This window comes from Gardnerella sp. DNF00476 (genome assembly GCF_049262735.1).
Taxonomy (GTDB): domain Bacteria; phylum Actinomycetota; class Actinomycetes; order Actinomycetales; family Bifidobacteriaceae; genus Bifidobacterium; species Bifidobacterium vaginale.
Map to the genome: position 1 here is coordinate 164,851 of NZ_CP058401.1, position 22,969 is coordinate 187,819.

At 39.4% G+C, this 22,969-nt stretch carries 16 protein-coding genes; 5 read left to right on the forward strand and 11 right to left on the reverse strand.

What is annotated here, in order from left to right:
- Positions 1–153: 153 nt before the first annotated feature.
- Positions 154–708, reverse strand: a complete 555-nt coding sequence (locus HXT25_RS00650) for a hypothetical protein (RefSeq protein ID WP_075038907.1) — start codon at positions 706–708, stop codon at positions 154–156.
- 542 nt (positions 709–1,250) lie between these two features.
- Here HXT25_RS00650 and HXT25_RS00655 point away from each other — a divergent pair.
- Positions 1,251–1,862, forward strand: coding sequence for a DUF4143 domain-containing protein (locus tag HXT25_RS00655; protein ID WP_422118560.1), 612 nt, complete (start codon positions 1,251–1,253; stop codon positions 1,860–1,862).
- Positions 1,863–1,953: 91 nt separating this feature from the next.
- Here HXT25_RS00655 and HXT25_RS00660 read toward each other — a convergent pair whose 3' ends face one another.
- A complete protein-coding gene (locus HXT25_RS00660; protein ID WP_075038908.1) occupies positions 1,954–2,181 on the reverse strand; it encodes a type II toxin-antitoxin system RelB/DinJ family antitoxin in 228 nt (75 codons plus the stop codon).
- A 393-nt stretch (positions 2,182–2,574) separates the two neighbouring features.
- On the opposite strand from HXT25_RS00660, the gene HXT25_RS00665 reads away from it, so the two are divergent.
- Complete coding sequence (locus HXT25_RS00665; protein ID WP_422118561.1) at positions 2,575–11,154, forward strand: hypothetical protein; 8,580 nt, start codon at positions 2,575–2,577, stop codon at positions 11,152–11,154.
- Between the two features lie 457 nt (positions 11,155–11,611).
- Here the strand turns inward: HXT25_RS00665 and HXT25_RS00670 are convergent, their stop codons facing one another.
- The 5 genes from HXT25_RS00670 to HXT25_RS00690 form a co-directional block, all read right to left on the reverse strand.
- Positions 11,612–12,820, reverse strand: a complete 1,209-nt coding sequence (locus HXT25_RS00670; RefSeq protein ID WP_075038931.1) for an ATP-binding protein — start codon at positions 12,818–12,820, stop codon at positions 11,612–11,614.
- Positions 12,821–13,081: 261 nt separating this feature from the next.
- Entirely contained in the window at positions 13,082–14,041 is a 960-nt protein-coding gene (locus HXT25_RS00675; protein ID WP_422118562.1) for a hypothetical protein, read from the reverse strand.
- Positions 14,042–14,156: 115 nt separating this feature from the next.
- Positions 14,157–14,663: a GNAT family N-acetyltransferase gene (locus HXT25_RS00680; protein WP_101888711.1), complete on the reverse strand. Its 507-nt coding sequence runs from the start codon at positions 14,661–14,663 to the stop codon at positions 14,157–14,159.
- Positions 14,664–14,996: 333 nt separating this feature from the next.
- Positions 14,997–16,028: a PDDEXK nuclease domain-containing protein gene (locus tag HXT25_RS00685; RefSeq protein ID WP_004137784.1), complete on the reverse strand. Its 1,032-nt coding sequence runs from the start codon at positions 16,026–16,028 to the stop codon at positions 14,997–14,999.
- 385 nt (positions 16,029–16,413) lie between these two features.
- Positions 16,414–16,653, reverse strand: coding sequence for a restriction endonuclease (locus tag HXT25_RS00690; protein WP_004137791.1), 240 nt, complete (start codon positions 16,651–16,653; stop codon positions 16,414–16,416).
- Positions 16,654–16,904: 251 nt separating this feature from the next.
- On the opposite strand from HXT25_RS00690, the gene HXT25_RS00695 reads away from it, so the two are divergent.
- Positions 16,905–17,333 (forward strand): hypothetical protein, encoded by a 429-nt coding sequence (locus HXT25_RS00695; protein ID WP_032836340.1) that lies wholly within the window; start codon positions 16,905–16,907, stop codon positions 17,331–17,333.
- 248 nt (positions 17,334–17,581) lie between these two features.
- On the opposite strand, the gene HXT25_RS00700 is transcribed toward HXT25_RS00695, so the two are convergent.
- The gene (locus HXT25_RS00700; RefSeq protein ID WP_004110949.1) at positions 17,582–17,878 is read right to left on the reverse strand and encodes a type II toxin-antitoxin system RelB/DinJ family antitoxin; all 297 of its coding nucleotides are present in this window, start codon (positions 17,876–17,878) and stop codon (positions 17,582–17,584) included.
- A gap of 209 nt (positions 17,879–18,087) precedes the next feature.
- Here HXT25_RS00700 and HXT25_RS00705 point away from each other — a divergent pair, with 209 nt between their 5' ends.
- Entirely contained in the window at positions 18,088–18,291 is a 204-nt protein-coding gene (locus HXT25_RS00705; protein WP_004113289.1) for a helix-turn-helix transcriptional regulator, read from the forward strand.
- Positions 18,288–18,689 carry a hypothetical protein gene (locus HXT25_RS00710; RefSeq protein WP_004574913.1) on the forward strand — a complete coding sequence of 134 codons (402 nt, stop codon included), beginning with the start codon at positions 18,288–18,290 and terminating at the stop codon, positions 18,687–18,689. The genes HXT25_RS00705 and HXT25_RS00710 overlap by 4 nt, the downstream gene beginning before the upstream one ends.
- A 23-nt stretch (positions 18,690–18,712) precedes the next feature.
- On the opposite strand, the gene HXT25_RS00715 is transcribed toward HXT25_RS00710, so the two are convergent.
- From HXT25_RS00715 to HXT25_RS00725, 3 genes are all read right to left on the reverse strand, one after another.
- On the reverse strand, positions 18,713–19,357 hold the full coding sequence (locus tag HXT25_RS00715) for a helix-turn-helix domain-containing protein (protein ID WP_004574848.1): 645 nt from the start codon (positions 19,355–19,357) through the stop codon (positions 18,713–18,715).
- An 870-nt stretch (positions 19,358–20,227) separates the two neighbouring features.
- Positions 20,228–21,214, reverse strand: a complete 987-nt coding sequence (locus HXT25_RS00720; protein WP_004574896.1) for a helix-turn-helix domain-containing protein — start codon at positions 21,212–21,214, stop codon at positions 20,228–20,230.
- A gap of 468 nt (positions 21,215–21,682) precedes the next feature.
- The gene (locus HXT25_RS00725; protein WP_004113312.1) at positions 21,683–22,966 is read right to left on the reverse strand and encodes a hypothetical protein; all 1,284 of its coding nucleotides are present in this window, start codon (positions 22,964–22,966) and stop codon (positions 21,683–21,685) included.
- Positions 22,967–22,969: the final 3 nt, after the last annotated feature.

A 22,969-nucleotide genomic window follows, 5' to 3' on the forward strand; every position in this document is an offset into this window, starting at 1 on the left:
TCCTATAACACTAATCAGTAAATATACATAAACTATGCGCGAATTTGTTTGACATTACCAATTGATATGTGGGTTATAGATCCAAAAGTGCGTAAAGCTAGGATGATTAATATTTTTGGTTTATACTCCAAGACAATTAGAAACAGAGAGTTGTTAATTTTTTTGTTCAATAATCTTATCGGTAAATGCCTTTAAAAATTCTTTAGAATTGCTCCAGGAGAAATCAAACCCAGATATTTCATCTAAAACTTTACTACAAACCCATTCATACATTCCAGCCTCTTTGCTTTTATATATTATTAGGAACAATGGTTTCATTGCTTTTTTACCTAATAATATGACACTAATATATTGTTTAGAATACATTACATCGTTATACCATTGTCCTGTCAGCCAATAGAATTTATCTTTGCGCCCCTTTTCACCAATCTCATCGCATAGATTTTGTAATTGTTTAGCCACATACGTAAGAACCTTTTTATCTATGTTTTTTATAAGCAAAGTTTCATCAACACCATTTTTACTTATCTCTTTCCAGTCAACATCTTCATTATTTTCTGAATTTCCTTCATTTCTTGCAGACTTTTGATTTTCTGTTTTTACTTCTCTATTATTATTGCTAAAACTATTCTGATTCTTACAACCTGAAATAAGTGGTATAAGACAAACTACCATAGTCAAAAAAGCATAATGCTTGATATACTTCATTATTTATACCTCCTCTACAACTTAATCTCTACCTAATTGCAACTACGATTCTCATGTTCAATCTTCACTCTGTTATTCGCTATCATCTGCCCAATATTCATTCATCTCGTAGTACAAGTCATCTTTGAGTTTAATAAAACTGACGGGATGTAAATTATGGACAAAGAATACATATATTCAGTTTACAAAATAATTGTAGCTAAAAATCATCCGATAATCTACAGGATTTTATTTCCATACATAAACAAATGTGTGGCAAAATGAGTACACGCTTTAACGATAGAAGCGAGCAACGTTAAAAGGTTTAAGATTAGCCTAATAGCTTGATTTTAGGCACGATATCCATTCTCTTAATACCATACCCATGCAATATTAGATTGTTGGCTGGAAGCCGTAATGGGCGTAAATTTCAATTTCAACTTTAAAATTACGCCCGAAATGGTCAACTTGCCTTTTACACGTAAAAGACACACAGAAAAAGAATTGCTGCACTCACTAAATATCTTGCCCTTTATGACTTGACGACATGTATTTTACACACCGTGCTTTCCAATCATCCTCACGAACGCCGCCAAACATCGGAGCAAAAATTCGCCAATCGTCGGAACGAAACTACGCCAATTAGTGAGGAAACTGTTGCGTCCTATGTTGATGCGCTTCGCAAAATATTTGTTGTAGAAGATATGCCTGCTTGGAATCCAAATCTAAGATCAAAAACTGCCATTCGTTCATCCGATACGCGTTATTATATCGACCCATCTATCGCTGCAGCGGCTTTGGGAATTGGAACAAACGACTTGATAAACGACTTAAATACTTTCGGTTTTCTATTCAAAACACTTTGCATCAGAGATCTGCGAATCTTTGCAGATTCTCTAGGCGGCGAAGTTTACCACTACAGAGATAAAGACGGACAGGAATGCGATGCGGTTATTCATTTAAGAAACGGTAAATACGGTCTTATTGAAATTAAACTCGGAGGTGACAAGCTCATTGAAGAAGGAGTAAAAAGCCTTAAAGCGATGAAAGAAAAAATCGACACCAGTAAAATAAACGAGCCATCTTTCCTTATGGTTTTAACTGGAACAGGCGATTTTGCGTATTGCCGCAAAGACGGTGTTTGCGTAGTTCCTATCGTCTGCTTAAAAAACTAACACGAAGCCTTTCATGACTACAAACACTAAATCTTTTAACGATAACTCTAGCTAAACCCCTGCTACACAAGTGCAAATTTGCACCCACCTATTAAGCCCTAGCCATCAACGCGTTAAACGTTTTCTCATCCATATCATCTTGTGCTGGAAGAGACTTTGGAATAGTAAGCGAAAACGGAATACCCTTATTAAGAATGATTTGACGATAAAACATGTCAATAGCCGTAGCCCTAGGAACTCCAATCGTTTCCAAAATCTGCTCAGCCTGCTGCTTAATATTTTCTTGTATTCTCACATTCACATTCGGTGTATTCGACAAAGTACTAAACGATTTAGTATCAAAATTATAGTGAGGTAATGAACTACAACATTTGTTCAGCTATTACTCAATCACAAATTTGCGACACACCATAAGCCGTATAACAAGTTACGAAAATAATAAAAAATTTTCGAAAAATATATGTTGTTATAACATTTCGCAAAAAATTTTCATTTAGCTCACCCCCCCCCCCCGTAGGAAATTTTACAGTATAAACTAATTTCAAACTGAAAAATATTATGACAAATAACAAAAAATGATAGAATTTTAAATGTACTCGTTTAAATAGAGAGCTTTATTACTGGCATTGGAGAAATTTGTCATAGAATTCGTTCTATTTATTTTATTTGTTTGAAAATTCATTAAAGGTTAGGGAAAATTAAGGAGATTGTTATGACAACCACTAATCCTTCAAAACATACATCATCATCAAAATCTTCTAGAAAGCGTTCTGCACACAAAGTACACACGCTTCCGTTAGCAACAATGGCTGCTTTGTTGACAGCAGCAACCTGCTTAGGCAGCCAGCCTGCCATGGCTGTTACGGCGCGCACACCAATTTCTACACCAACGTACACTGCAACAGCTAAAAGGCTTACGAATGGCACTGGTGCTGTGTATCAAGATCGTGAATATGTTCCACTAGGCGACAAGAAACCTTGGTTGCAGTATCCAAATATTCTTGAATTTAGAAGATTACGCGGTAGAAACAGCGATGCAACAGAAATAAAATCAGACGAAGAAGGGTCTGATAATAATTGGAAATTCGTTAATGATAGAACAGCTATGTATGCACATGTGGAAACACGTGACAACTCTGATTATCTTATTTTCGATGTTTTCTTCAACAACAATGCTGAGTCAATGGTATCTAAATCTAACAAGCAATGGTATATATGGCAAGTACCATATGCAATTGCAGACTTGGATCAAAATGGACTATATAAATCTGATACAGTCACTAATCTTAGATACGATGCGTACAGACCAAAAACCCAAGGTCACATTCTTTCGCAAGATCCAGAAGCTTTTGAGAAAGATAATTCCCTATCATTCTCTGTGCCTAACATGAGACAAACTGATAAGCATTTTGGCAAAGATAATTATGCTCTTTATCAGGTAGGTATAGGACTTAATCCTGGTGATAAACTTTATGACGATTTAGATCAAATCTTCCATCGAAACGGAAATGAACCACTCATTAGTCGAATGGCTGCAGATCAAGCAATGTATGCTTTTAATAATGGTTCGCAGTATAACAAAAATTACGGTTTGGGTATAACAGTTGCTAAACCGTATGATGATGTTGCGTATCACATGCATGCAGAATTAAAGCTTCGTCCAGGAGCCATTAATAAAAAAGCAGACAATTATAACGACAAGTATGCAAACATTCAAAACGCGTGGACATGGGCAAATAGCGGTTCTTGGGGAGCAACTACAAGTTCTGCATACACAGTTATTTCTGGTAGAGATCCAAGCAATGATGAAGACAAAGACGGTAAGTTAAAACGCAATAAAACCGATAGTACAGCTCCAAAAATTTATCACAATGGCACTGAAATAACCGACGACAATCAGACCATTCAACTCAAGGAAGGCGATACATTAAGCTTCACTACCACCGATAACAAGGGTTATATTGAGAAGTTTAGCATTTCTGGTTTAACGGACACTCCTACAACCAAGCAAGGCGTTGGAAGTGAAAGTAAACCGCTTTCATCAGACGGAATCACTGTTACTAAAAAAATGAAGGACAAGGAAGTAACCATTACTTCCGAGGATGGCTCTGGCAACGTTACCACACGCAAAGTTAAAGTCACAGTTACTAAAAAGCAAAAACTTTCTAAAGAACATCCTCTTACCGGTAAAACCATTGATACTACCGTTGGTGGAACATTACCAAAATTGACAGAAATTGACAATTTTGTAACTGTCAAAGACGGCAACAAGCTTGATAAGCAGCCAACCTTAAGCTGGAAAGGCACTGCTCCAAACACTAATACAGTTGGCAAGTTTACTCATGAGATTACTGGAACATACTCCGATAATTCCACAAGTCCAGCAAATGTAAACATCAATGTTAAACCAAAGAAGCCAGTTATCGAAACTGATCTGACTAATCTTGCTGGAAGGACAGGGCAGAAAGTAACAGTATCTGTTGGAAGCGGCATTCCTGAAGGCACTACTACAACAGTTAAACTGTTTGATAAAGATAACAATGTAATCGGCTCTACTACAACGATTAACAATGGTAAATCAGAGATTACTGTTAATGGTGAAATTCCTGCAGGCGACGTGTATGCAACAACGACTGTAAGTAAGCCTGATAAGAAAGATGGTCCTAAAAAAACAATTCCAGGATTTAACCTAACTTCAGACAACAGTGATAAAAAACAAGCTACTGCGCCTAAGGATACTCAAAAACCAACAATTACTGCTACTGCTGATTCATTGTCTGTAGAAGTTGGGCAAGATCTGAAGATTCACATTGTTGCTAAAGATGATGTGAAGGTTGAAGAAGTACCTAATGCAAAAGCTTTGCAGCAAGGTTTAGGTCTTGAACTTAACGAACTCTCATCTCGAATAAAATCAAGTCAAACAACTAATACTGATAAAGAAAAGGATTTTGATCTTACAGTTAAGAATATTCAGCCGAAGGAAGTTGGCACACATACTATAACCTTCACGGTAAAAGACTCGGCAGGAAACACCGGCACCACAACTCTAACCATAACCGTGAAGCCAAAGGCTCCAACCGTCACTGTCCCAGCAAGCGGAGACGGTCAAGGCTCAGCCAAGATCACTCCAGCAACGGATACTGATAGTCTGGTAATCACTTATACGCCAGAAAATGAAACCACCCCGAAGACCATCACTGTCAAGAAAGGCACTGACGGCAAGTGGAAGATTGATGGAAACACTCCAGAAGGCGTAAAAGTTAACGAAACTACTGGTGAAGTCACTATTCCAGCAAACAAAATCCAAGACGGTAGTAAAGTAACCGCTGTAGATAAGAAGGGTAAGACCTCTTCCGACGAAGCCACTGGTAACGCCGGAAACAACCCAACCACTACAGAAACTAAGCCAAAGGCTCCAACCGTCACTGTCCCAGCAAGCGGAGACGGTCAAGGCTCAGCCAAGATCACTCCAGCAACGGATACTGATAGTCTGGTAATCACTTATACGCCAGAAAATGAAACCACCCCGAAGACCATCACTGTCAAGAAAGGCACTGACGGCAAGTGGAAGATTGATGGAAACACTCCAGAAGGCGTAAAAGTTAACGAAACTACTGGTGAAGTCACTATTCCAGCAAACAAAATCCAAGACGGTAGTAAAGTAACCGCTGTAGATAAGAAGGGTAAGACCTCTTCCGACGAAGCCACTGGTAACGCCGGAAACAACCCAACCACTACAGAAACTAAGCCAAAGGCTCCAACCGTCACTGTCCCAGCAAGCGGAGACGGTCAAGGCTCAGCCAAGATCACTCCAGCAACGGATACTGATAGTCTGGTAATCACTTATACGCCAGAAAATGAAACCACCCCGAAGACCATCACTGTCAAGAAAGGCACTGACGGCAAGTGGAAGATTGATGGAAACACTCCAGAAGGCGTAAAAGTTAACGAAACTACTGGTGAAGTCACTATTCCAGCAAACAAAATCCAAGACGGTAGTAAAGTAACCGCTGTAGATAAGAAGGGTAAGACCTCTTCCGACGAAGCCACTGGTAACGCCGGAAACAACCCAACCACTACAGAAACTAAGCCAAAGGCTCCAACCGTCACTGTCCCAGCAAGCGGAGACGGTCAAGGCTCAGCCAAGATCACTCCAGCAACGGATACTGATAGTCTGGTAATCACTTATACGCCAGAAAATGAAACCACCCCGAAGACCATCACTGTCAAGAAAGGCACTGACGGCAAGTGGAAGATTGATGGAAACACTCCAGAAGGCGTAAAAGTTAACGAAACTACTGGTGAAGTCACTATTCCAGCAAACAAAATCCAAGACGGTAGTAAAGTAACCGCTGTAGATAAGAAGGGTAAGACCTCTTCCGACGAAGCCACTGGTAACGCCGGAAACAACCCAACCACTACAGAAACTAAGCCAAAGGCTCCAACCGTCACTGTCCCAGCAAGCGGAGACGGTCAAGGCTCAGCCAAGATCACTCCAGCAACGGATACTGATAGTCTGGTAATCACTTATACGCCAGAAAATGAAACCACCCCGAAGACCATCACTGTCAAGAAAGGCACTGACGGCAAGTGGAAGATTGATGGAAACACTCCAGAAGGCGTAAAAGTTAACGAAACTACTGGTGAAGTCACTATTCCAGCAAACAAAATCCAAGACGGTAGTAAAGTAACCGCTGTAGATAAGAAGGGTAAGACCTCTTCCGACGAAGCCACTGGTAACGCCGGAAACAACCCAACCACTACAGAAACTAAGCCAAAGGCTCCAACCGTCACTGTCCCAGCAAGCGGAGACGGTCAAGGCTCAGCCAAGATCACTCCAGCAACGGATACTGATAGTCTGGTAATCACTTATACGCCAGAAAATGAAACCACCCCGAAGACCATCACTGTCAAGAAAGGCACTGACGGCAAGTGGAAGATTGATGGAAACACTCCAGAAGGCGTAAAAGTTAACGAAACTACTGGTGAAGTCACTATTCCAGCAAACAAAATCCAAGACGGTAGTAAAGTAACCGCTGTAGATAAGAAGGGTAAGACCTCTTCCGACGAAGCCACTGGTAACGCCGGAAACAACCCAACCACTACAGAAACTAAGCCAAAGGCTCCAACCGTCACTGTCCCAGCAAGCGGAGACGGTCAAGGCTCAGCCAAGATCACTCCAGCAACGGATACTGATAGTCTGGTAATCACTTATACGCCAGAAAATGAAACCACCCCGAAGACCATCACTGTCAAGAAAGGCACTGACGGCAAGTGGAAGATTGATGGAAACACTCCAGAAGGCGTAAAAGTTAACGAAACTACTGGTGAAGTCACTATTCCAGCAAACAAAATCCAAGACGGTAGTAAAGTAACCGCTGTAGATAAGAAGGGTAAGACCTCTTCCGACGAAGCCACTGGTAACGCCGGAAACAACCCAACCACTACAGAAACTAAGCCAAAGGCTCCAACCGTCACTGTCCCAGCAAGCGGAGACGGTCAAGGCTCAGCCAAGATCACTCCAGCAACGGATACTGATAGTCTGGTAATCACTTATACGCCAGAAAATGAAACCACCCCGAAGACCATCACTGTCAAGAAAGGCACTGACGGCAAGTGGAAGATTGATGGAAACACTCCAGAAGGCGTAAAAGTTAACGAAACTACTGGTGAAGTCACTATTCCAGCAAACAAAATCCAAGACGGTAGTAAAGTAACCGCTGTAGATAAGAAGGGTAAGACCTCTTCCGACGAAGCCACTGGTAACGCCGGAAACAACCCAACCACTACAGAAACTAAGCCAAAGGCTCCAACCGTCACTGTCCCAGCAAGCGGAGACGGTCAAGGCTCAGCCAAGATCACTCCAGCAACGGATACTGATAGTCTGGTAATCACTTATACGCCAGAAAATGAAACCACCCCGAAGACCATCACTGTCAAGAAAGGCACTGACGGCAAGTGGAAGATTGATGGAAACACTCCAGAAGGCGTAAAAGTTAACGAAACTACTGGTGAAGTCACTATTCCAGCAAACAAAATCCAAGACGGTAGTAAAGTAACCGCTGTAGATAAGAAGGGTAAGACCTCTTCCGACGAAGCCACTGGTAACGCCGGAAACAACCCAACCACTACAGAAACTAAGCCAAAGGCTCCAACCGTCACTGTCCCAGCAAGCGGAGACGGTCAAGGCTCAGCCAAGATCACTCCAGCAACGGATACTGATAGTCTGGTAATCACTTATACGCCAGAAAATGAAACCACCCCGAAGACCATCACTGTCAAGAAAGGCACTGACGGCAAGTGGAAGATTGATGGAAACACTCCAGAAGGCGTAAAAGTTAACGAAACTACTGGTGAAGTCACTATTCCAGCAAACAAAATCCAAGACGGTAGTAAAGTAACCGCTGTAGATAAGAAGGGTAAGACCTCTTCCGACGAAGCCACTGGTAACGCCGGAAACAACCCAACCACTACAGAAACTAAGCCAAAGGCTCCAACCGTCACTGTCCCAGCAAGCGGAGACGGTCAAGGCTCAGCCAAGATCACTCCAGCAACGGATACTGATAGTCTGGTAATCACTTATACGCCAGAAAATGAAACCACCCCGAAGACCATCACTGTCAAGAAAGGCACTGACGGCAAGTGGAAGATTGATGGAAACACTCCAGAAGGCGTAAAAGTTAACGAAACTACTGGTGAAGTCACTATTCCAGCAAACAAAATCCAAGACGGTAGTAAAGTAACCGCTGTAGATAAGAAGGGTAAGACCTCTTCCGACGAAGCCACTGGTAACGCCGGAAACAACCCAACCACTACAGAAACTAAGCCAAAGGCTCCAACCGTCACTGTCCCAGCAAGCGGAGACGGTCAAGGCTCAGCCAAGATCACTCCAGCAACGGATACTGATAGTCTGGTAATCACTTATACGCCAGAAAATGAAACCACCCCGAAGACCATCACTGTCAAGAAAGGCACTGACGGCAAGTGGAAGATTGATGGAAACACTCCAGAAGGCGTAAAAGTTAACGAAACTACTGGTGAAGTCACTATTCCAGCAAACAAAATCCAAGACGGTAGTAAAGTAACCGCTGTAGATAAGAAGGGTAAGACCTCTTCCGACGAAGCCACTGGTAACGCCGGAAACAACCCAACCACTACAGAAACTAAGCCAAAGGCTCCAACCGTCACTGTCCCAGCAAGCGGAGACGGTCAAGGCTCAGCCAAGATCACTCCAGCAACGGATACTGATAGTCTGGTAATCACTTATACGCCAGAAAATGAAACCACCCCGAAGACCATCACTGTCAAGAAAGGCACTGACGGCAAGTGGAAGATTGATGGAAACACTCCAGAAGGCGTAAAAGTTAACGAAACTACTGGTGAAGTCACTATTCCAGCAAACAAAATCCAAGACGGTAGTAAAGTAACCGCTGTAGATAAGAAGGGTAAGACCTCTTCCGACGAAGCCACTGGTAACGCCGGAAACAACCCAACCACTACAGAAACTAAGCCAAAGGCTCCAACCGTCACTGTCCCAGCAAGCGGAGACGGTCAAGGCTCAGCCAAGATCACTCCAGCAACGGATACTGATAGTCTGGTAATCACTTATACGCCAGAAAATGAAACCACCCCGAAGACCATCACTGTCAAGAAAGGCACTGACGGCAAGTGGAAGATTGATGGAAACACTCCAGAAGGCGTAAAAGTTAACGAAACTACTGGTGAAGTCACTATTCCAGCAAACAAAATCCAAGACGGTAGTAAAGTAACCGCTGTAGATAAGAAGGGTAAGACCTCTTCCGACGAAGCCACTGGTAACGCCGGAAACAACCCAACCACTACAGAAACTAAGCCAAAGGCTCCAACCGTCACTGTCCCAGCAAGCGGAGACGGTCAAGGCTCAGCCAAGATCACTCCAGCAACGGATACTGATAGTCTGGTAATCACTTATACGCCAGAAAATGAAACCACCCCGAAGACCATCACTGTCAAGAAAGGCACTGACGGCAAGTGGAAGATTGATGGAAACACTCCAGAAGGCGTAAAAGTTAACGAAACTACTGGTGAAGTCACTATTCCAGCAAACAAAATCCAAGACGGTAGTAAAGTAACCGCTGTAGATAAGAAGGGTAAGACCTCTTCCGACGAAGCCACTGGTAACGCCGGAAACAACCCAACCACTACAGAAACTAAGCCAAAGGCTCCAACCGTCACTGTCCCAGCAAGCGGAGACGGTCAAGGCTCAGCCAAGATCACTCCAGCAACGGATACTGATAGTCTGGTAATCACTTATACGCCAGAAAATGAAACCACCCCGAAGACCATCACTGTCAAGAAAGGCACTGACGGCAAGTGGAAGATTGATGGAAACACTCCAGAAGGCGTAAAAGTTAACGAAACTACTGGTGAAGTCACTATTCCAGCAAACAAAATCCAAGACGGTAGTAAAGTAACCGCTGTAGATAAGAAGGGTAAGACCTCTTCCGACGAAGCCACTGGTAACGCCGGAAACAACCCAACCACTACAGAAACTAAGCCAAAGGCTCCAACCGTCACTGTCCCAGCAAGCGGAGACGGTCAAGGCTCAGCCAAGATCACTCCAGCAACGGATACTGATAGTCTGGTAATCACTTATACGCCAGAAAATGAAACCACCCCGAAGACCATCACTGTCAAGAAAGGCACTGACGGCAAGTGGAAGATTGATGGAAACACTCCAGAAGGCGTAAAAGTTAACGAAACTACTGGTGAAGTCACTATTCCAGCAAACAAAATCCAAGACGGTAGTAAAGTAACCGCTGTAGATAAGAAGGGTAAGACCTCTTCCGACGAAGCCACTGGTAACGCCGGAAACAACGCCGGAAATTCCGGTTCTGGTTCTGAGACTGGTTCTGGTTCTGAGACTGGAAACAGCAATAGTTCTGAATCTGATTCGGGTAACGATTCCACGTCTAACAATGACGGTTCAGATAGCGGATCTACTACTGGTGGTAGCAGCTCTACAGATTCCGGCGCTCAAAATAGCACCAATGAATCAAGTAGCACTGATAATGCTAACAACGCTGGTAACACTGAAACTGGTAACGCTGGCAACGGCAAAGCTGGTAATGCATCCACTGGTGCTTCAGGTTCCAACGCATCTGCTAAGTCCGGCAACAAGGTTCCTGCAAAGCATTCGTCCCAATTAGTAAACACTGGTGCTGAAGTGGAACGAGTAGGATTGATCAGCGCAATGATTGCTGCACTGGGAGCTGCAGCAGCATTCTTCTCTCGCAAGAAGAATCGCGAGTAAAAAGTTCACCTACAAAATTAAACAAAAGTAAACTAATAATTGAAAATAATTAAGAAAAAGGAGCTGAGCCACAAACCCAGCTCCTTTTTCTATATCGCTGCTCACTTACACAACAAACTCTTGTATTGTGATTCAAAACATATCTTATTTAAGAAGAACCATCTTTGAATATATTCAAATAAACGATAATAAAATCAATAAAAACAATTTTTGACAAAACTGCAATATAAAATTGTTCTTAAACCACATTTCCGAACATAAACAGGTGGGTGCAAAGTGTGTGCACATTTTAACGTTAACATCCTGTGCACTCAACCCTAGAGCGTAGACATCTTCCCACAAACAGGCAAACTGCGCTCAAAAACCACGCCAAGCCAGTCTAAAAACTGCCGCACGCTAAACCTTTTAATAATAGCCATCGCGAAACATAATCTACATGAGAGCAAAATCAAGCAGATTACGCATTATCTTCCAGTAGGAAATCTGGTAAATATTTGTGTATAATACCTTCTTGCGAAAAATTCATTGTATCCATCGATAAAACATATTTAGGATAATTATCCTTAACCAATCTATAAACACCAAATTCCCTACTACGAGTCTCTTCGCTAGCCATCAAATAAGAGACTTGATAATACTCAGTTTCACCTTGTCTCGTAGCAATGAAATCGATTTCTTGATTATTAATACGACCAACTTGAACCTGAAAACCACGAGACAAAAGCTCAATATAGACAATATTTTCTAGAATACGTTCAATTGATGCAACATTTGAGAAACCTACTGCTTGCCTAAAACCATGATCTGTTACATAATATTTTTCCTCAACCGTCAGTAACTTTTTTCCAACGCTGTCATAGCGTGGAACTTTTTTTAGAAGATACGCCGCTTGGCAAAAATTCAAGTAATTCAAAATGGTATCAACTGAAACTTTACGATTTTCGCTAACAAAATATTTACGTAAACTATTAGCCGAAAAACTTTGTCCAACATTATCTAAACAAAAAAGTAAAATGCGATTAAATACGCCAACATCTCGAATCGAATTGTATTCAAGTATATCCTTAACAACAACGGTATTATAAATGTCGTTTAAATATCTAAAACTCGGCTCCTCTTCCCCATTAAAATAATGAAGAGGAGGCATACCACCAATCTTGATATATAGCTGAAATAATTCCTGTATGCTTAAATTCAAACTTTGATACAAATTCACGAATTCGCTAAAAGTAAAAGGAAGCACCTCAAAACTTACGTAACGCCCTGCGAGCAAGGTGACAAGCTCACCAGACAATAATTTTGAGTTAGAACCAGTCAAATAAATATCGCAATCATAATCAACTCTAAGCGCATTTATAACACGTTCCCAGTGAGAAACTAATTGAATTTCATCAAAGAAAAAATATATTTTACCTTCGATTTGTTGACTACGTTCTGTAATTAATTTCTGCAGATCAAAATCATTTTTCACAGATAAGTATTGAGCTGATTCTAAATTGATATAAATAATACGACTTTGAGGAACATCTACAAGCAATTCAGATTGAATCATTTTTAACAAAGTGGACTTTCCCACTCGTCTCATACCTGTAATCACCTTCACAATAGGCTTGTCAATAAAATGTTTGATTTTATTAAGGTATTTTTTACGTAATATATATGACATATCCTCACACCTTTCGATTACAGCCTTGCTTACAATTTCGATTATAGTCGATAAATTTATCGTTTCTTACATTTGTTTCTATTATAAACGAAACAAATTAAAATTCACCTTTGAGGTTTATGATTAAAAAAAAATAAAACATCTTTATTCAAACGTCTGCGATCCGTATGCTTTTAATACACAACCTTTGACATCAAGCAAACGTTCTCGACGTACGTAGAGTCTTTTGCTCAAAAGAGAAGAAAACAGTCTTATAAAATCTTATGCGGCTACTGCGGTTCTTCTCCGTGGATGCCACTTGATAACGAGAACAATATTGGTAAGCACAATGCCAACAACTACGCTCACCCATACCAAACTCGGTGTAAGAAGCCAAGCGAGAACACCAAAAATCAGCAGTCGAAGCAGTACAACAATAACTAAGAAAGGCCAACTTTTTGTTAGGCATTTCGGTTGATCATCCTTCAATGCGCCCATCAGAACCATAATCGCAGCCGCCGCGCAAGAAAATAGCATATTGCCCAAGAATATGACGAGTAGCGTTCGCCAGCCAGCGATACTACCCAGCATCCACCATTGCAGCATCAATGCAAGCAAAAATGTGACAACAGCATATACTGCTTCCATCAGCATATTCGCAACGATTAACGAGGAAAATGTTAAAGACACATCTCTAGGAGTGCCTGTTTTACCTGCGCTCGCATGCTGTAATGCAATCATATTTCTCGCCTCGGCGCGCTTTACGCGCTCTTCTTCAAGCATTTGAACGCCAAGCTCAACCGATTTCTTTGAAGCTTCCTGTAATTGCGCATCCGTCATACATGGCTGCCAAGGCTTTTCAAAAACAAACAGCAACACACTAGTAACCGCTGCACCAATAATAATGCTTAGCAACGTGATATCGGAAACAATCAATGAAGCAATACCAGAGGTCACCAGCAGCCTGAGCACAAAATCGATGATTCCAATAAGCAAATCACCAGACCCGTCATCTGGTCTACGATGCCTATCCCACTGCAAATACGCTGTACTTAGCAGCGAAAACACCACAACACTCAACGCGAGTATGACCACAGTTTCCCAACCTAGTACGCGGTGCCCTACGAACTGCTGTACAAGCAGCGAAATAATAAGCGTGCAAACGCTAGCAACAGTTTCTGTAATCACATGACCCCAAAAAGCATGCTCGAAAAGCACTGGCCTTACATTCGTCTCACTCATCATCTTCTCCTAGAAAAAGCAATCACGGAATATCGTGCTTTGATTATACAAAATGTCTAAAAATTGTCCTAAGCCACGATTGAGTGGTCAGTACAGATAAAATTTAATATTTTTCCTATATATTAATCCAATACCTTCTTGTTGTAACGTTTCCTCTTGATAAGCTATTTTTCACTTTGTTTTCTAAAATTCCACCATTATTTTCTATAACTCGTATGGATCCAATATTGTCATCATCACACGTAATCAGAATTTTATGTAGATTCAAAGTCTCTTTACAATATGTAAGTGCCATAGAAAGCATTTTTGTTCCATAGCCCTTCATACATTCAGACTGTCTAATCTCGTACCCTATGTGACCACCATAGTTAATTAAAAAAGAATTTAATTCATGCCTAATATTAATTTCACCAATAAATTTTTCATTATCTATCAGCCAAAACGTAGTAGCTTTAACATAATTTTCAGGCAAATTTATACCATGTTCAATATTATAAGAACTCTCTATAATTGTCTCATAATTTCTAAAACGTCTCTCTGCATTCGGCCTAAAAATTTCATCTTCTTCATTTGCTTCTATATAACCTTGGATATATTTACTATCTGGTCTAATTAATTTCATAAGTTCTCCTTATTCTTAATATGCAACTCTAATAAGAATGCAATTCTATTAAAATTAGAATCCATAATAGTCTGTTTAGTTTTAATAGTATTACTATTAAAAAAAAACCATACATACAAGCTTTATTAAAGAAAAATTTTTTTATTTTTCAAGTGCACACTATGTATAGTGGGTGCACTTTTTACGATAGAAAAAGGTAATCGTTAAAAGGCTTGCCATTATTAACAAATCCCAAATGCTTCAAATCCACTAGCAGAAAACAAACAGCTTCAAAATACAAAAAGGCGGTTAGATTTTACTCTAATCACCTTTTACGCATTATATTATTAAATTTTATTCGTTTGTTTCTTCCGCAATATCTATATATTCTTTTAATTTTCGTTGCAACAAATTCTTATCTATCAGTTTTAATGTATACTCAGATACCATTGTAGGCGAAAGACTTCTACTTAATGCAAACTCTACTACCTCATCATCTTTTGAAGCACAAAGGATTACTCCTACGCTTGGATTTTCAGTTTGTTTCTTTACTTCTCTATCCAGTGCTTCTAAATAGAGGCTCATTTTCCCGATATATTCCGGTTTAAACTCTCCAATTTTTAATTCAAATGCAACTAAACAAGATAATCCCCTATGATAGAAAAGCAAATCTATATAGTAATCATGATTGCCAACCTGTACCCTATACTCATTACCTATAAAGGAAAAATCTTTCCCAATCTCTAAAATAAAGTTCTTCAAATTCTCTAGGATTGACTTCTGAAATTCTCTTTCATTACCAAGCTCGGGAGCATCGATAAATTCTAAAACATAACTGTCCATAAACAAATTATGCGTCTCTTGTTTTACCCTTTGTATAGCAGGCAAATTATTACTATTTGAAAGCATATAACGCTCATAATAGCCACTGTCCATCTGCCTTACCAACTCTCGGTGAGTTAGATTCTCGTTAATAGCTAAGTTAATGTAGAATTCTCTTTCTTCTTTACTCTTAGATCCAGATATTATTTTCAAATGATTAGACCAGCTCAATTGTGTCAACAACGTTGACACTTTTTCATCATCCTTATATATCTCATAGAATTGCTTCATTCTATAAAGTCCCCTACGGGTAAATCCTTTTAAATCAGGATAATTTTCAGAGAAAAAATCAGCAACATTTTCCACAAAATTTGATCCGTAAGCTGCTTCTTTACTTTTCTCGCTTATATACTTTCCCACTTCCTGATACATCAAGATTAATTCTTCATTAACTTTTCTATAAGCGCGATCCTTTGCACTTTCGACAATCTTAACAATATCATCAAACTGATGATTATCTTTTCTAATATCTGTATTCTGCAATACCATCTTAGCCTTATTCATTTTTTCACCTCCCTCATATTTACTTTCTTTCACCCTACTTACACTATAAAAAGTATAACATTTTGGTGGAGGATTTCCCCACTCCGAAATTAGTGGGTATTACTTACAATATGTTAAAACCACTTATTTTATATCGTTTTCAATCTCATATAAAAATTTTTTCTAAGACGATTTTCACTTAACCAATACCCACAACCACAACCAGAACCAGAACCAGAACCAAGACTTTTCATCGCACTCATCGCTTATAAGTGAAATTTAATGGCAAAATCGATAATTTATAAGTTATAACTGATAAAACAGCAAAATCGCATCTAAAATCTCAAAAAACTCAGCAACAAACTAAAAACCAACAAAATCAAAGCACAAAACTTACACAAAAACACTATTCATCTTGATATTCAAGCAAAGCATCAGTATCAATCGTTTTAATCTCAAACGTTTTTCTTGTTGAAACACAAAAATTATGCTTAATCATAAGATTTGCAAGCTTCACACCATCAACCAAAATAATATGCTGATTGTCAGCGTAATCTTTAGCTTTCTGCGAAAACCTAAACGTTGTAACCAAAAGACCATGTCCTTGCTTACCAGCTAGCCGAAAACCACGCTTGATTAACACCATTCTTCTTTTTCGGTGCCTTATAATTCGGCACATATCCAACCCTCACCCCATTGGGATTGTTTTCACGATATGATAATCAATGCCGTATTTATCCAGTTCTTTAAGTCCTGTCTGCACATGACCGCTAGATTTTAATCGGATATGATTATTCCAACTTTCTAAGTAAGATAAATTAACGTAAAATAAGTGAAAAATAGTCTGTCTATGACAGTAGGCATCCACTTGACTATATAAATTTAAGGAGGTTAGTTATGAAGAAATCTGTATATCAAGCTATACGATTATTCCTTTTTTCATTATTACTCCCTCTTTTAGGACTTATTATCAATTCTCTTAAATCACTCGATTGGGAAATTGTTTATGACTCACCCTTTTTACTCATTGTTATAGCTCATGCACTTGGTTTAACAAAAATTCTTCTTTACTCGATTGTTGTCAATCAAAAAACACTCGAAAACTTAGGAGTTTGTAAAACCATCGCTATCGCGCTTATCGCCCCTGCTATTGATTTATTGATATTACAAGAGTCTCCTCGGCAATTGGGTAGTAGCTGGACTTGCACGTACATTACATTTTTTATTACTCTTGAATGTATCCCAACTATAATTCCAATCATTGTTAAAGAGTTTTTACGAAGAAGAAACCAAAAGCACAAAGCCTTCAATGCACCCACCTATTAAGCCCGTGACATCAATACTACGCCACGTGGATTGAGAAAACTCCTAGTATAGCTACACTTTTTTGAGTGCACACTATGGATACTGGGTGCACTTTTTAACGATAACCACTTTCTATCGTTAAAGGGTTTAATTGCCATTTATAACTTTCTCAATATCTCTTTTCCCATAAAGCACACGAGAAACCACAACCTCATGCCTTTCTTCAAAAACAAAATAAAAAATAAGAGAATTATCACACGACACGAACCCTATGCCTTATGCAAGGACTCAAAAACCTTATCCGCAGGCTTCACATCACCAGATAAAACAGACTTATAACCCTTTTCCAACTCATCATTCAACTCACCTTGAGTCATAGAACTCACATCACGCGGCTCTCTATAACCCAATTTCACATCAAAAGGAAGCCCCTGCTGTAAAACAACCTGCTTATAAAACATGGTAATAGCACTCGAAGGAGGAAGACCCAAAGAATTCAATATATACTCTGCCTGCTCTTTTAACTCTGGATCAATACGAGTATACAAGTTAGCTGTTTTCGCCATACAATCACCCCTTATTTCTTACGGCAATTATACAACATTGCATTGGCATTGCAATGGCACTGCATTAGCATCAGCACAAGCAAAGAAAAACTCACGACAAGTGCTCACCACATCTTTATTCAATACAATGGAAAGTCACCTTGACATTTACTCTCGAAATGATTATCTTATATGTAAAGCTAGCTTTCCATTAGAAAGGAGAATGTAATGTGAAAAATAGACTTGAACAAATTAGAAAAGAAAAAGGCATAACCCAGGAAGAACTTGCTGACGCACTCGAAGTATCAAGACAAACAGTCGGTTCTTTGGAAAATGGGAGATATAACCCGTCAATCATATTGGCATACAAAATTGCTAAGTACTTTAATTTAACAATCGAAGAAATATTTATCTACGAGGAGGATAAAAAATGAAAAAACAAAAAACCCAGAATTTTTGGTACATAGGTTATGTAATAGGTATTTGCGGATTAATTCTTGCACTGACTCTTAAACTGAACGAATCCGTCGAAATTGTATTGTCAGTTGTTTTTGTTGCGATTATCTCACTTTCACACGTAAAAATCATGCACTATAAGATGATGGAAAAAGACCACACATACAAAATAAATGTGAACGATGAAAGAAACGAGAAAATCAAAGATAAAGTAAATGCAACAATAGCATTCATACTAATGCACCTAATGGGAATAATTGCCATAATTGCATTTATCACAAAAGCATATTTACCAGCTGCTCTTTTAGCCATTTCAGTCGCCTTTTCTCCATTAATCATGTTTTTTATCAACAAATATTATGAGAAAAAATATTAAAACCAGACCCACCCTCCCATTTACTACTTATTACGAAGAAAACCAACTTTCATAAATTCTTTATCTCCAATACGGAACTTTTTACTATTAAACGCCACTCCCATAATTCTGCTAATAATATACTCATCAGTTATAAGCACGAAATACTGCTTATCTTTTTTATCCACCAAATAATACTGATCAGCCCCAAGAGTGGAAACAGCTTTACTGAAATCATATATGCCAAACAATGGCAATCCTCCAAAGAAAGTAGAAAACCATCCAACAAAATTATCCACCATTTTCTCAGATGAACTGTTATAAGTCTTAACAACAGTTAGCATATTGATTTCTGAGTCAGGATATTCATCTATGACAATCTGCTCTTTAACTTTCGACTTCTTAAAACTGCTCAACCTACCGTCGAAACCATATTTATTGAGATTAATAGGCTTCTTAGTAATAGAAAAATCAACACTATTGTTCTCATCCAAAAGATAATCAACACTCACGCTTAGAGCATACGCAATAAATTTCAGATTCTCGATATCCGGCAAACCCCGATTCGTTTCCCATTTTGCTACAGCAGCACGAGATACCATCAATAATTCCGAAAGCTCCTCCTGCGTCAACCCAGCTTCCAGACGAGCCTTTCTAATTTTTTCTCCCAAAGGTATAACACTACTCACAATGCAACTCCTTTCAAATCACTTATTACGCATCATGAAATTACTTGACGGAAACCAAAATAGTATTGAAACATTTGATTTAGATACCGACTAATTACAAACTAACAAATAATTTACAACGGAAAAAGAAACAAGGTGAAACACTATAGTTACCAACTGTAACAGCATAAGAAATCAAATAATGCAGGGAACTTTTTTACAATTTTTACACCGATTTGTTCCCTAAAACATAAGCAACTAGAGCACGCAAACACTCGACAGCAGAATAGCAAAATCACATCTAGAATCTCGAGAAGTAAGCTTAAATCCACCGCACGCTAAACCTTTTAACATTTAGTCCTACAACCACATTTCTAAACAAAGCCAATCGTCGGAATGAAAGTTCGCCAATCGTCGGAAAATGATGAAACATCGCGCTTGCTCTTGCTTATTAAACCCTTTAATAATAGCCATCGCAAAACATAATCTACATAAGAGCAAAATCAAGTACCTTACGCATTCTCTTCCAATAGAAAATCCGGTAAATATTTGTATATAATCCCTTCTTGCGAAAAATTCATTGTGTCCATCGATAAAACGAATTTGGGATAATTATCCTTAACCAATCAATAAACGCCAAATTCCCTACTACGAGCATCTTCACTAGCCATCAAATAAGCAACTTGATAACTTGGAGGAATAAGTCTTATCGAGAACAGAAGTAGGCTGGGTGTGGCTGTCTAAAAAAATGTCCGCACCACGACGGTAAAGCCTATATGTGCGACATTTTTAATCATACTTTCACCCTTGGGGGTAATATTAAGCGCAAGCATACCATATTTCGTCTGGATAGCACCTGTTATTCGCCACAAAATCGACGCTGAAAGTCACTTATTTCTTTCCGAGCCTCCACACTTTGAGCACTACTTCTATTACTCCGTAAGTCAATGCGGCCAACGGCCAAACAATCCAACTTTTTCCCCAATCGGACGTGATGAAACTGTAGGCTAAATAAATGAAGATAATTATAAGCCAGTAAGCTTGGAGCAATAACCTAATCTTTGCAGGATAGACAATCTTTTTCTTCGGTTGCAGCAAACGGTAATAGGACGAGCGGATAATATTCGCCTGTACAAATAAATAAACAGCTGCTGCCACCAGGGCAATAGCGATAACTACAAAAAAGTCGGATGAAAGTTGATAAAATTCCGGCACTATATCCGAAATTATAAGAAAAATAAAGGCAACCATACATAAAACGACACCGCTGACCGTCCGCAGCACATACGACGGCATGAACCGTTCCAAGCGTTCTTTGAGCACACTGTCAACGCCGTAAGCCGTTTCAAAGTCCTCTTTTTCCAAATATTGATAACGCTTTTCGTGGAAACTCTGAATAATAAAAATAACTACAGCTACGGTAATAATCGCAACGCTGAATGCTAAGCCAATAGTTTTACCGACTTGCGCATTTACTGTGGGAGAAAGCAAAAGATTACTGCCGATTAACGGGATTGCCGCCAGAATACAAAGAAGAACGCCTAGAGCAACATAGGCGGCAAATGATATTCTGTGAGCAATATAAGCGGAGGCTTCTTCCAGCTCAATTACCCGCATGCGAACGCCAGCTTCTTCCTGGCAGGCATTTTCATCTGCGTTGACGTTCTTCCCCATAACATCAATTTCATCTTTTACCAGAAGATCTGTACTAACACCAAACAAACGGCTCAATGCAATTATCCGTTCCATATCCGGGATACTTTGTGCGCCTTCCCATTTGGAAACAGCTTGGCGACTGACGCCCAATTTGTCCGCCAATTCTTCCTGCGACCAACCGTTTTGTTTACGCAGTTCCAATATTTTATCTGCTAAAATCATAAAAACATCTCCATTTCAAACTCGAATTCATCATGATCGTGGTGAAATTATAGCTGAAACAGCAGTTGCGTAGTAGCAAGTGCGATTGGCAATTTCCGTTGAAAGCGCAATTTCTGCCGACAAATGAGCGCAACCGACCGCCAATTTGTTTTCTCTCATGTTCGCACCGCATTTTCCAATCATCTTCACTAACGCAAGCAAGCGCATCCGTTACAGACTGCAAATCTTAATCCTCATAATATTCAACAAGCAACTTCTTAAACTCAGGAACCTTATTTTCTTGAATAACCAACAAGCCATTACCATGAGAAATCAAATAATGCAGGGAACTTTTTTACAATTTTTACACCGATTTGTTCCCTAAAACATAAGCAACTAGAGCACACAAATATGGATTCTACTATCTGACAATCACTATCTGGCAATCTTCAGATACTCTTCGATTCTGGCATCCAACGATTCTGCCTACTACCAATCTGCCCTACTGCTCTCTGCAATCAGTCCAGTGCTATATTCATAAGTATAAGTGTTCTGCATATGAGCATCACTCGACGACCAGCTTCCATTTGAAGATTTTGAAGCCTTAAACAGAATATAAAGACCACATTTTCCATCCTGAGAGTCCCTGTTATACTGCAGATAAGTAATGTCCGAACGGCTTTCACTCAGAACAAAGTACATATCCCCCTTGGCGGTATAGTTCTCCTTGAACGCAAAGCCTTTCGCCGCAAAATACTTATCAAATATCTTAAGCGCTGCATTTCTTTCCTTCTTTGATTCTAAATCACGCTCAGCGGCATCATGCAAATCGTAATTTTTATCTGGCTCTTCAACCTTTAATCTTGTATCTTTTAATCTTGTATCTTTCCTGTTATTGCGATCGATTCTGCGATACCACTCAGATTCACTTATTTTTGGATCAGTATCACTTGAATCTGTCATTGGTCGAAGATACTTAAGGAAAAACGGACCTTCAGACCGATAAAGATAATACTCAAAAGGAGCATACATATCATCCACGTGCTCTGTGTATGTACCATTATCATTTTGTTTCACAGAATATCTTCCAACAATAAATAAAACGTCAAAAAATCCAAGACCTAAGATAATCAATACGCAAAGTAGAACAGATAGATAACGAAGTACAATTCTTATACCTATTTTCCGTATACGCGAAATAAGATAGAGATTATAGAAAACACATTCAAGAGCAATCGTAATCATCCAAACAACTGGCATTGCCGCGCATATAACATATACCCAAGTCTGCAAAAGCCACCGATTTGGAAGATGCAACGCAGTTATTTCAAAAAATGCAGTTAGAATACCACTTAACACAAAAAAGCAACAAAGAACCAGTGAGAGTCTACCCTTCCCCTGTTGATTATCATAGCTAAGAAAAGATTTGTTACGCTCTACATTTGCACTCCTAAAACGACTATGTATATTGCGCTGCCCAATAACACAAATAACCCAAATAAGAGACACTACAACAAGAAGAAGAATTGCAAAACAATAGGTGATCCATCCAAAAAGCTGTAGCTTATTGGACGCCATAAAAACAGTTCCAATAATCATTAAGATGGAAAAGATTTCCGCACTCAGTTGTAAAACCTTATACTTGGACAATTCCTTATTTGCACTGTTAAGGTTCTCACATATTTGCTCATGTGATTCACAATATAGTGGATTTTTCTCATCTGTGGGAGTATGTTCCTGCTTTTCCTTCTCTTTCATCGATGAATCTGACATTTT

Excerpts from the sequence above, each read along its gene's own strand:
- HXT25_RS00650 (WP_075038907.1), bottom strand. The coding sequence starts at position 708 with ATGAAGTATATCAAGCATTATGCTTTTTTGACTATGGTAGTTTGTCTT.
- HXT25_RS00665 (WP_422118561.1), top strand. The coding sequence starts at position 2,575 with ATGACAACCACTAATCCTTCAAAACATACATCATCATCAAAATCTTCT.
- HXT25_RS00670 (WP_075038931.1), bottom strand. The coding sequence starts at position 12,820 with ATGTCATATATATTACGTAAAAAATACCTTAATAAAATCAAACATTTT.
- HXT25_RS00675 (WP_422118562.1), bottom strand. The coding sequence starts at position 14,041 with ATGAGTGAGACGAATGTAAGGCCAGTGCTTTTCGAGCATGCTTTTTGG.
- HXT25_RS00680 (WP_101888711.1), bottom strand. The coding sequence starts at position 14,663 with ATGAAATTAATTAGACCAGATAGTAAATATATCCAAGGTTATATAGAA.
- HXT25_RS00685 (WP_004137784.1), bottom strand. The coding sequence starts at position 16,028 with ATGAATAAGGCTAAGATGGTATTGCAGAATACAGATATTAGAAAAGAT.
- HXT25_RS00690 (WP_004137791.1), bottom strand. The coding sequence starts at position 16,653 with ATGGTGTTAATCAAGCGTGGTTTTCGGCTAGCTGGTAAGCAAGGACAT.
- HXT25_RS00695 (WP_032836340.1), top strand. The coding sequence starts at position 16,905 with ATGAAGAAATCTGTATATCAAGCTATACGATTATTCCTTTTTTCATTA.
- HXT25_RS00700 (WP_004110949.1), bottom strand. The coding sequence starts at position 17,878 with ATGGCGAAAACAGCTAACTTGTATACTCGTATTGATCCAGAGTTAAAA.
- HXT25_RS00710 (WP_004574913.1), top strand. The coding sequence starts at position 18,288 with ATGAAAAAACAAAAAACCCAGAATTTTTGGTACATAGGTTATGTAATA.
- HXT25_RS00720 (WP_004574896.1), bottom strand. The coding sequence starts at position 21,214 with ATGATTTTAGCAGATAAAATATTGGAACTGCGTAAACAAAACGGTTGG.
- HXT25_RS00725 (WP_004113312.1), bottom strand. The coding sequence starts at position 22,966 with ATGTCAGATTCATCGATGAAAGAGAAGGAAAAGCAGGAACATACTCCC.